The sequence below is a fragment of the Cupriavidus sp. YAF13 genome, from assembly GCF_052113425.1.
GTDB lineage: Bacteria > Pseudomonadota > Gammaproteobacteria > Burkholderiales > Burkholderiaceae > Cupriavidus.
The window spans coordinates 19,410-29,330 of record NZ_JBFRDD010000079.1; the positions used below are offsets into that span (position 1 = coordinate 19,410).

The 9,921-nt window shown below is 66.2% G+C and carries 9 protein-coding genes and 2 pseudogenes; 1 reads left to right on the plus strand and 10 read right to left on the minus strand.

Translation table 11 applies throughout. The features are described from left to right. Nucleotides 1-301: 301 nt before the first annotated feature. The 3 genes from rluB to AB4061_RS37405 all read right to left on the minus strand — a co-directional run bounded on the left by rluB (nucleotide 302) and on the right by AB4061_RS37405 (nucleotide 4,716). The gene (gene rluB / locus AB4061_RS37395) at nucleotides 302-2,278 is read right to left on the minus strand and encodes a 23S rRNA pseudouridine(2605) synthase RluB (RefSeq protein WP_441641144.1); all 1,977 of its coding nucleotides are present in this window, start codon (nucleotides 2,276-2,278) and stop codon (nucleotides 302-304) included. A 5-nt stretch (nucleotides 2,279-2,283) separates the two neighbouring features. After that, a complete protein-coding gene (gene scpB, locus AB4061_RS37400) occupies nucleotides 2,284-3,360 on the minus strand; it encodes an SMC-Scp complex subunit ScpB (RefSeq protein ID WP_441641145.1) in 1,077 nt (358 codons plus the stop codon). Nucleotides 3,361-3,951: 591 nt separating this feature from the next. Further along, nucleotides 3,952-4,716, minus strand: coding sequence for a sulfite exporter TauE/SafE family protein (locus AB4061_RS37405; RefSeq protein ID WP_441641146.1), 765 nt, complete (start codon nucleotides 4,714-4,716; stop codon nucleotides 3,952-3,954). Nucleotides 4,717-5,014: 298 nt separating this feature from the next. On the opposite strand from AB4061_RS37405, the gene fnr reads away from it, so the two are divergent. After that, entirely contained in the window at nucleotides 5,015-5,740 is a 726-nt protein-coding gene (gene fnr, locus AB4061_RS37410; protein WP_150990999.1) for a fumarate/nitrate reduction transcriptional regulator Fnr, read from the plus strand. An 86-nt stretch (nucleotides 5,741-5,826) separates the two neighbouring features. Here fnr and AB4061_RS37415 read toward each other — a convergent pair whose 3' ends face one another. The 7 genes and pseudogenes from AB4061_RS37415 to AB4061_RS37445 all read right to left on the minus strand — a co-directional run. Next, on the minus strand, nucleotides 5,827-6,072 hold the full coding sequence (locus AB4061_RS37415) for a hypothetical protein (protein WP_441641147.1): 246 nt from the start codon (nucleotides 6,070-6,072) through the stop codon (nucleotides 5,827-5,829). Between the two features lie 2 nt (nucleotides 6,073-6,074). Beyond that, nucleotides 6,075-6,293, minus strand: a complete 219-nt coding sequence (locus tag AB4061_RS37420) for a membrane protein (protein ID WP_043347331.1) — start codon at nucleotides 6,291-6,293, stop codon at nucleotides 6,075-6,077. Between the two features lie 70 nt (nucleotides 6,294-6,363). Further along, the gene (gene ccoG, locus AB4061_RS37425; RefSeq protein WP_441641148.1) at nucleotides 6,364-7,863 is read right to left on the minus strand and encodes a cytochrome c oxidase accessory protein CcoG; all 1,500 of its coding nucleotides are present in this window, start codon (nucleotides 7,861-7,863) and stop codon (nucleotides 6,364-6,366) included. A gap of 55 nt (nucleotides 7,864-7,918) precedes the next feature. Next, a complete protein-coding gene (ccoP, locus tag AB4061_RS37430; RefSeq protein ID WP_441641149.1) occupies nucleotides 7,919-8,848 on the minus strand; it encodes a cytochrome-c oxidase, cbb3-type subunit III in 930 nt (309 codons plus the stop codon). 69 nt (nucleotides 8,849-8,917) lie between these two features. Then, nucleotides 8,918-9,079, minus strand: a pseudogene (locus AB4061_RS37435) (cbb3-type cytochrome oxidase subunit 3); the annotation flags it as partial. 3 nt (nucleotides 9,080-9,082) lie between these two features. After that, nucleotides 9,083-9,760, minus strand: a complete 678-nt coding sequence (gene ccoO / locus AB4061_RS37440) for a cytochrome-c oxidase, cbb3-type subunit II (protein WP_441641150.1) — start codon at nucleotides 9,758-9,760, stop codon at nucleotides 9,083-9,085. A gap of 19 nt (nucleotides 9,761-9,779) precedes the next feature. Further along, nucleotides 9,780-9,921: pseudogene (locus tag AB4061_RS37445) on the minus strand (cytochrome C oxidase Cbb3); the annotation flags it as partial.

A 9,921-nucleotide genomic window follows, 5' to 3' on the forward strand; every position in this document is an offset into this window, starting at 1 on the left:
GTGGCAGACCCAGCCCATCGGCACGGCCGTCTTGATTGACGGCTTCAGCCAGCTTGCCTGCCAGTCATCCCGACCGGCGCGCCGCGAAACACGGCAAGCACACGAAACGGGCGAAGCAAAAAAAAATGGGCGCAATGCCCATCATTCGCCCACCCTTTTGCAGGATGACTTTTGAATAGACTTTGATTATACGCTGTCGCGGTACAAAAGGCAAAGGCACCCGGCTTTGGCGCGGCAGGGAAGCGGCCTGTGCCGCTCTTTCCCCCGCCAGGCCCGCCCAAGGCGCCCTGCCTCGCATCGCTCAACGATTGCCGTCGCGGCCACCGCCACGAGGACGGCGGTTGCCGTTGGGCTTGCCGGCCTGCGGCATCACATTCCCATTGGCTTCGCCGCCACCGCGGCGCTGGGAACGATTCTGACCGCCGCCCATACCACCACCCATACCACCCATACCACCCATGCCCCCCATGCCGGCGCCACGGCCGCCACTGCGACCGCCACGACCCGGGCCGCCCGGGCCGCGCGGGGAACCCGCCGCGCCACCGCCCAGCTTGGTGGTATGGGACGTCAGCAGGGTCGGGCCACCGATGTAGCCCATCGACGTTTGCATCGGATCCGGCTGACCGCGGCCAGCGCCGCTGCCGCGCGGGCCGTTGCCGCGGTTGACGCGCGGCAGGCCGTCCATGCCGGTCGGCATCGGCATGCCGGCAATGGCTGCCTCGGTGCGCTGCTGGCGGCCACCTACCTTGCTGCCGCCGCGAGGACCGCTATCCCCCTTGGACGGCGCCTTCAGGCCGATGGATGCCATCAGCGCGCGCACGTCGTCCGCCGCGAGTTCTTGCCAGCGGCCGCGCTTCAGGCCGCGCGGCAGCAGAAACTGGCCGTAACGGGTACGGATCAGGCGCGACACGGTCAGGCCGACGGCCTCAAACATGCGGCGCACTTCGCGGTTGCGGCCTTCGGTCAGCGCCACGTGGTACCAGTGGTTGATGCCTTCGCCGCCACCGTCCGCGATACGCAGAAAATTAGCCTCGCCATCGTCGAGCTTGATACCATGCAGCAGGCGCTGGCGATCGGCCTCGGCCAGCTCACCCAGTGTGCGCACCGCATATTCGCGCTCCACGCCGTAGCGCGGATGCATGAACTTGTTGGCGATATCGCCCGAGGAGGTGAAGATCAGCAAGCCCTCGGTATTGAAGTCGAGGCGACCCACGGCCACCCACTTCCCTGCCTTGATGCGCGGCAGGCTGTCAAACACGGTCGGACGGCCTTCCGGATCCGACTGGCTGACGATTTCGCCGGACGGCTTGTGATACAGCAACACGCGCGGCGGCTTGGACGACACACGGCGGTGGATCAGCTTCCCGTTGACCCGGACCTGGTCGGCCGGCAGGATGCGCTGGCCGATGTGGGCAGGCAGGCCATTGACCGAAACCCGGCCCTGCAGGATCAGCTCTTCCATTTCCCGGCGCGAGCCCAGCCCACCCTCGGCGAGCACTTTGTGCAGCTTGGGCGCATCGTCGTCTGCAGACAGCTCGCGCACCGGCTTGACCCGGGCCTGCGGACCGCTCGACTCTTCCTGGTCGTACTGACCGGAAATGACAAAGCGGAACAGGTCCTCACCGCTCGCAGCGGCGGCGGGCGCCTTCTCAGGCACACCCGCGGCTGGGCGCTGCGTGCCGCCCTTGCCCTTGCTGCCCTTGCCTTGCTGGCGCGGGCCGCCTTGCTGCCCTTCGGTGCCGCCGCGGCGGGCGGAGCCTTGCGGCTGCTGGCCTTGCTGCGGCTTGCGCTTGCGGGCGCCATTCCCGTTCGGGTTGGCGCGGGCGCCATCGCGCTGGCGCTCGCCCGCGGCTTCTCCGCCAGCTTCGCTTACGCCTTCGGCATTGTCGTTACTGAAGTTGCGGCGGCCTCGCGGCGCCGGGCGCTCGCCCATCTGCTCGCCAGCCTGCACAGCCTCGCCTTCCGCGGGCTTGCGCTTGCCACGCGTACGTCCCTTCCTTGTGCCGTCGCCACGCGCGTCTTGCGCGGCGCCCACATCGGGGCTGCCAGCAGGGATTGGCGCCCCGCCGTCCGCGGCACGGCCGCCATCGCGGTCCTGCGCGGCCTGGCGGCGCGTGGCCACCAGATTGCGCAAGCCACGGCGCAGGCCCTTGCGGCGCGGCGCGCCATCGGTGCCGGCGCCGCCTTCGGCGCCATTGCCGGCATCGCCGGCCGGCGTATCCGCCTGGCGGACGTCTTGATCAGAATCGGACAAGGTATTCACATTCGGATGTTGCATGGTGTTCAGTTGGACACGCGCTGGTCGTGCTCGTCGTGCTCGCTGGGGTGCGCCGGATTCGTCGTGGACGCCCCCGGGACTTCGGACGCCTGCGCGCCGGAGGCCACTTGTGCGTGGTAACCGTTGGCGGGCGTGTCCGTTTGCTCATTTGTCTCACCGTCTTCGACGGCTTGCTCCTCGGCTGTGTCGCCGGACTGCGCGCCGGCGGGGTCGGCGGACACCGGCTCGCTCGCCAGCTCACTGCCTGGCCCGGGCGTCGCCGGCACTTCCGACTCGGCCTCGGACGCGGGTGTGAACCCGGCTTCCGCTTGCGCCAAAGCCTCCTTCCTTTCAAACGCATCCACCAAATCGGCGATGCCATCCGTGGCGCCGGCCGCAAGACCGTCGGGGGCAACCACGCCGGAAGGGGTCGGTTCACCCTCTCTGGCATCCGCCGCAACCAGTGTGGCAGCGCCGGCCTGATCATCGCCCGGTTCCGCGAATGCCTCTTCGTCGCTATCCGCCGGCACCGTGCCCAGCGCCTCGAAGTCAATCGGCTCCTGATTCAGCAGCGCGACCTGCGCCTGGGCCTGGATGTCTTCCAGCGGCGGCAATTCATCTAGCGTACGCAGGCCAAGATCATCAAGAAAATTCTTGGTGGTGGCATAAAGCGCAGGCCGTCCGGGCACGTCACGGTGGCCGATCACCTCGATCCAGCTGCGATCCTCGAGCTTCTTCACGACTTCGGTGCTGACCGCGACACCGCGGATTTCCTCGATATCGCCCCGTGTGACCGGTTGCCGGTAGGCGATGATCGCCAGCGTCTCCATCACGGCGCGGGAGTACTTGGGCGGCTTTTCGGGATTCAGCCTATCCAGGTATTCACGCATGACAGGGCGGCTCTGAAAACGCCAGCCACTGGCCAGTGCCACGAGTTCCACGCCGCGCTGCTCCCAGTCGCGGCGCAGCTCTTCGAGCAGCACGCGAATGGTGTCGGCACCGACGTCGTCGGCAAACAGCCGGCGCAAGTCATTGACGCGCAAGGGTTCCTGCGCGCAGATCAGCGCGGTCTCGAGGACGATCTTCGCCTCTTGGGTATTCATGTTGATTGCGTGCAGCCTGTCTTTGCACCTGCGCCCCGGTTGATCCCGGGCGCACTGGAGATTGCGGGTTCAGCGGTAGGGATTGCCACCGCCATCTGGCCGCGCAGCCAACCGCATGCTTGATGCATGCCAGCCGTGCGCCTTCTTCTATTGCATCGGGTGCCGGACCTGACCGGCAGGAGATCGCCCGGCCACCGGCTTTATCTGCCAGTCGACGGAGCCCTTGCGTCGCGCCTTCCCCCTGATGTGGCGGACCTGTCCGGCGCGGCGTCTATCATCGAACGCGCCGGGTGCAAGAAAATACGGATATCGGGCCTGCTGGCCTATTTCACCCCGCCCTGCCGTAGCTGGTCTTTTGAACCGAATCTTGTGAACCGGACGGCGGATGGGGAACGGTCCCTGGCGCTGATGCCTGCCTTGGTGTTCCTGGCATGCATCCCTGAGCAGCGGATGCTACCTGACGATGCCACGATGAAGTACGCTGCGCGATATCGCTGTTCTTGCGATTGTATGGCATTCCCTGGCAAACCTGCAACCGATTCGCACAGCTACCTCAGCAAGGAAGTGACAGATACACCACGAAACAGCGCTTCAGAAGACCAGACAGAATCCGTGCGCGGCAAGCGTCTCAGGCAAAAGCAGCGCGCGCGCCACCCCGGCCAAGCCAAAGGCCACCACCGCAAGGCCAGCGCCAGCCCGCAACGCCGGGCGCCGCGAAAGCTGCCTGAGATAGCCGGACAGGCCCGAGATCACCAGCAGATTCGGCAGGGTGCCCAGGCCAAACACGGCCATCACCAGCGCGCCCGACGCGGCATTGCCGGCCAGCAATGCCATGGCAAGGGCGCCGTACACCATGCCGCACGGGACCAGCCCCCAGGCCAGCCCCATGCCGTAGCGGCGCAGCAACCGGCCCTGCCCCTGCGCCCGGGCCGCAGCCGGCAAGCGCGCCCCGACGGCGCCAAGGCCGCGCAGCAAGCCGCCCGCGCCACGGGCGGCGAGCCGCTCCAGCCAACCCGTACCCATGGTGCGCCCGCGCAACATCCACAAGCCCGACAACACCAGCATCACACTGCCGATCCCAAACAGCCAGCGCTGCAGCGGCAGGTACTGCGCCCCCCAGACGCCAGCGCCCAGGGCGCCCAGCAAGGCCCCCAGCACCGCATACATGCTAAGCCGCCCGGCATGCATGACAAGCAGTTCCAGCAACCAATGGCCGGGACGCCGGAGCACCGTGGCAGGCACGCGCGCAACGCCGCCCTGCTCCGCCGCCAGCGCGATCCCGCCGCACATGGCGGCGCAGTGCACGCCGCCCAGCAAAGCCAGGGTAAATACGCTGATAAGCACGCCTATGGTCAACTTCTCCTCCCAATCACACAATCGCAACGTCCGGCGCGGTAAAATGCGTCGAACGCGCCCCCGCAGCTCCAAGAGGCGCTATCAACATGAGGCCTTGCGCCCGCGCACACCAGCGCGCTCGCACAACATGACGACGGGCACGGCAAGCCGCGCTGCACAGATAGCGCACTGCCGCAAGACCCGCGCGCCAGGCCGATGTGGATGGCGCTTCCAATCGACGACTCTCAACGTCAAGCTCTCAACTCAATGCGCCTGCCACATCGCGCTTGATTGACTGCGCTAAACCGACAGGCCCCAATTGCTCACCACCATTCCCATTACCGAGATGTCGCCCCGCTGCTCCACTTGCTCGCTCGGCCAGCTCTGCCTGCCCGTCGGCATGTCGCAGCAGGACCTCGAAAAGATGGATACGCTGGTCCAGGACCGGGTGCGCGTACGCAAGGGCGAAACCCTGTACCGCCTCGGCGATCCTCTCACCGCCGTCTACGCGATCCGCTTCGGCACGCTCAAGACCCACCTGACAATGGAAGACGGCCGCTCGCAGATCACGGGCTTCCACCTTCCCGGCGAAGTCGTCGGCCTTGACGGCCTCGGCGAGATGCAGCACGCGTCGGATGCCACCGCGCTGGAAGATACCGAAGTCTGCGTGGTGCGCTTCGGCGATCTCCAGACGTTGTCCAACGTCCTGCCTTCCCTGCAGCACCAGTTCATGCGCCTGATGAGCAAGGAGATCTCGCAGGACCAGGTCATGTTGATCACACTCGGATCGATGCGCGCCGAGGAGCGGCTTGCCGCTTTCCTGATCAACCTGTCCGAGCGCTTGTCCGCGCGCGGCTATTCGGCCTCCGAGTTCGTGCTGCGCATGAGCCGCGAGGAAATCGGCAGCTACCTGGGGCTCAAGCTCGAAACCGTCAGCCGCCTGTTCTCGCGCTTTGCGGAAGCCGGCCTGATCCAGATCCGCCAGCGGCACGTCAAGCTGGTCGACATGGTGGGGATCAAGCAGATCGTCAACAAATCCTGCTGACGTGCTCGTCGCGGGCCGCCCTCGCCCGCGGCGGCACGCCGCGATGCCGCGCCTGCTGGCCTGAACCGGCAAGGCGCGCATCGCAATCACTCCAGCTCGTCCGTGTCCGCCAGCCGCGTGGGCATGGTGTACAGCGTCAAGCCGCTCGACAGCGCGCACAGCACCCACGCGATCAGGAAGCCCACGGTGTAGACCGCCTCCCGCGATGCATCGACCGGCTGGCCGAAGAAGCGCAGGTCGCCGGGATCGACCATGGAGAATACCAGCGCGGTGGTCAGCCCGGCGACCAGGAAAGCGGGCCACAGCACCCACATCAGCCAGCGTAGTCTCATGATCACCTCGCTTGCGCCGCGACCGGCGCTGCCTGGCGTGCCGCGCTGCCCGCCTTCTCGACCACCAGGCCGTGGCGCGCCACCCCTTCCTCAATGGGTGGATCCGGGTGGGTCATAGCCAGCCAGATCGTGACCCCGCAGGCCACCATGGCCACGAACGGCCCACTCATCAGCAGCCACGGCCATGGCTCCTTCCACCAGGGATTGCTTTGCTGCGTCATCTGGCCTCCTCCTCTAGATCTAGATCCCGTATGTTGCGTACGGATTGGTGCATCCAGCGTCCCCGCCGCCTCATAGATTGCGCGGCACGATAAAGCTGGTGCTCTGTCGAATCTCTGCGCCATGGCTGCCCGCGCCCTCGTCGGGCACCGCGGTGACCGTGACCTCGATCTTGTGCGTGCCCTGCGCCGCGGACTCGATCGGCACGCGCACCCGGATGGGAATCAGGCGATTGGATGTGGGTTCCAGGTTGCCGGCAGCGTGATCATATTCCACGGCCAGGCCCTTGAGCTCGCCGCTGCCCGCGCTGACGGCGACGCGCATCGGTGCCTCGGTCGTGTTGATCAGCTGCAGCCGGTACACGTTCTCGATCCAGCGCCCTTCCACCTCACGCCCCAGCGCGCCGCGGTCGCGGATGATATCGACCTTGAGCGGCGTGCGCATGGCCAGCGAGGCCATGAAGCCGGCGACCAGCGCCAGCCATATCACCGAGTAGATCACCGTGCGCGGCCGCACCAGGCGCTTGCGCGCCACGGTCTCGGAGAGCGCGCTGCGCATGGCGTTCTCGGACGTATAGCGGATCAGCCCGCGCGGGTAGGCCATCTTGTCCATGACCTGGTTGCAGGCGTCGATACACGCGCCGCAGCCAATGCAGTCGTACTGCAGGCCATCTCGGATATCGATGCCAGTGGGACAGACCTGCACGCAGATGCTGCAATTCACGCACGAGCCCAGCCCGGCGGCCTTGTGGTCCGCCTTGCGCGAGCGGCTGCCGCGCGGTTCGCCGCGGCCCACGTCATAGGTGACCACATAGGTGTCGCGATCCACCATCACGCTCTGGAAGCGCGCATACGGGCACATGTACTTGCAGACCTGCTCGCGCATGAAGCCGGCGTTGCCCCAGGTGGCAAACGAGTAAAACAGCATCCAGAACGTCTGCCACGGGCCCAGCGAGAGGCTCAGCACTTGCGCGCCGAGCGTGCGAATGGGCGAGAAATAGCCGACGAAGGTAAAGCCCGTCCATAGCGCGATCACGATCCAGAGCGTGTGCTTGGTGGCCTTAAGGCGCAGCTTGCGCGCGCTCCAAGGATCGCCGTCCAGGCGGATGCGGGCAAAGCGGTCGCCTTCCACATGCCGCTCGATCCACATGAAGATCTCGGTGTACACGGTCTGCGGACACGCGTAGCCGCAGAACAGCCGCCCCGCGATCGCCGTGAAGAGAAACAGCGACACCGCGGAGATCACCAGCAGCACGGCAAGGTAGATCACGTCCTGGGGCCACAGCACCAGGCCGAATATATAGAACTTGCGCGCGCCGAGATCGAACAACATGGCCTGGCGGCCATTCCACTGCAGCCAGGGCATGCCATAGAAGAACAGCTGGGTCAGGACCACCATCCAGACCCGCCAGTTCGAGAACGCACCCGACACCGAGCGCGGATAGATCTTGCGGCGGACTTCGTACAGGGTCTCGTCCGACGTTTCCGCGTCAGCCGCGCCAGGCGTGGGCGCTCGCAGCGGCGCCCACGCGGCCCCGTTCCTTTGAAGCGGCTCCGGTCCGGGGGCGTTCATGAGCGAACACCCCCGCCGCGGTGCCGGCCCGGCTGACAAGCACAAGCGTGGTGGCTCATTGCTTGCCCCCTTCGCCTGCACCGCCACCGGTGTTGGACAGGCCCCAGACATAGGCCGTCAACATGCGGATACGCTCCGGCGTGAGGATTTCCTCGTGCGCCGGCATATGGTTGTTATGGCCCTTCAGGATGGCGTCGACGATGTTCGCCTCCGAGCTGCCGTACAGCCACACGCGGTCCGACAGGTTAGGCGCGCCAAGCGCCTGGTTGCCCTTGCCGCTGGAGCCATGGCAGGCCGCGCAGGTGGACTTGAACGTGCTCTCGCCGCGCGAGGCGCGGATCGGGTCGTAAGACAGGCCGGACAGCGAACGCACGTATTGCGCCACGTCGCCAGCGAGCTTGCCGTCGATGGTCGAGGCGAACGACGGCATCACGCCGTTGCGGCCCTTGGTAATGGTCTGCGTGATGGTCTCGGGCTCCCCGCCGTACAGCCAGTCGTTGTCGGTCAGGTTGGGAAAGCCGTGGCTGCCGCGCGCATCGGAACCGTGGCATTGCGCGCAGTAGTTGAGAAACAGGCGTTGCCCGATCTCGCGCGCCGCCGGGTCGGCCGCCACCTGCTTGACGTCCATCTGCATGTACTTGCCATAGACCTCGCGCTGCAGTTGCTCGGCCGCCTGGCGGTGCGCCTCCAACTCAACCCGGCTGGAGGTCTTGAGCACGCCGGCGTAGGAACCCAGGCCGGGATACAGCACCAGGTAACCCAGGCCAAAGATGCATGCCAGCAGGAACATCCACATCCACCAKCGTGGCAGCGGRTTGTTSAGYTCGCGCAGGTCGCCGTCCCACACGTGGCCGGTGTCCTCAGGGGCGCCCACAACCTTGGTGACCTTGCGCTGGGAGAACAGCAGCCACACGCACCAGACGATGCCGACCAGCGCGATGGCGGCAATGTAGTAGCTCCAGAAATCCGTGAAGAAGTCGCTCATGACTCAGTGTTCCTGCTTGGTGTTGTTTGCGCCGCCGGCATGACGCACGACGCGGTGGCCGGCATCGGGGCTGGCGTCTTGGCATGCGGCCAGCGGCTCGTCGGGCAAGGCGAACGGCAGCATGGCCGACTCCTGGTTGGCCGCCTTGCGCCCGGACGACCAGGCCCACCAGCAGATGGCGATGAAGGCAGCCATCGAGACCACGGTGGAAAACGCGGTGAGCATTGCCATGGCTTACTCCTTGGCCGGCGTGGCCGCAGGCTGCGCGGCGGCCGCGGTATCGACCCGCACATTGCGCTTGGCGATGCCAAGCTCCTGCAGGTAAGCGACCATCGCGTCTTCCTCGGTCTTGCCGGCCAGCGTGGCAGGCGCCTGCTCGATCTCGGCGTCGGTGTACGGCACGCCAAGACGGCGCAGCGCACGCATACGATCGCGGACGTCATTGGTCTGCAACGGCGTTTTCTCCAGCCACGGGTAGGACGGCATCACCGATTCGGGCACCACGTCGCGCGGATTGCGCAAGTGGATGCGCTGCCAGTCATCGGAGTAGCGTCCGCCTACGCGCGCCAGGTCGGGACCAGTACGCTTGGAGCCCCACAGGAAGGGATGGTCGTAGACCGACTCGCCCGCCGTGGAGTAATGGCCATAGCGCTCGACATCGCCCTGCAACGTGCGCACCTGCTGCGAATGGCAGCCCACGCAGCCCTCGCGGATATAGATATCGCGGCCCATCAGGCGCAGCGCGGAGTACGGCTTGATCCCCGCGTCGGGCTCGGTGGTGGAGTGCTGGAAGAACAGCGGCACGATCTGGACGAGCCCGGCGATGCTGACCACCAGGATGGTGCAGAGGATCAGCCACCCGATATTCTTCTCCAGGGTCTCGTGCGTAAAGAAGCTTCGTTTTTCGGACATCGTTTCTATCCTGGAATGATCAATGGGCGGAGGCGGAAACGCTGGTCGGGATCAGTGCATCCACGGCAGGCTTGCCGATGATGGTCCTGGCCACGTTGTATGCCATCAGCAGCATGCCGGAGAGGAAGCACAAGCCACCCAGCAAGCGGATCAGGTAGAAC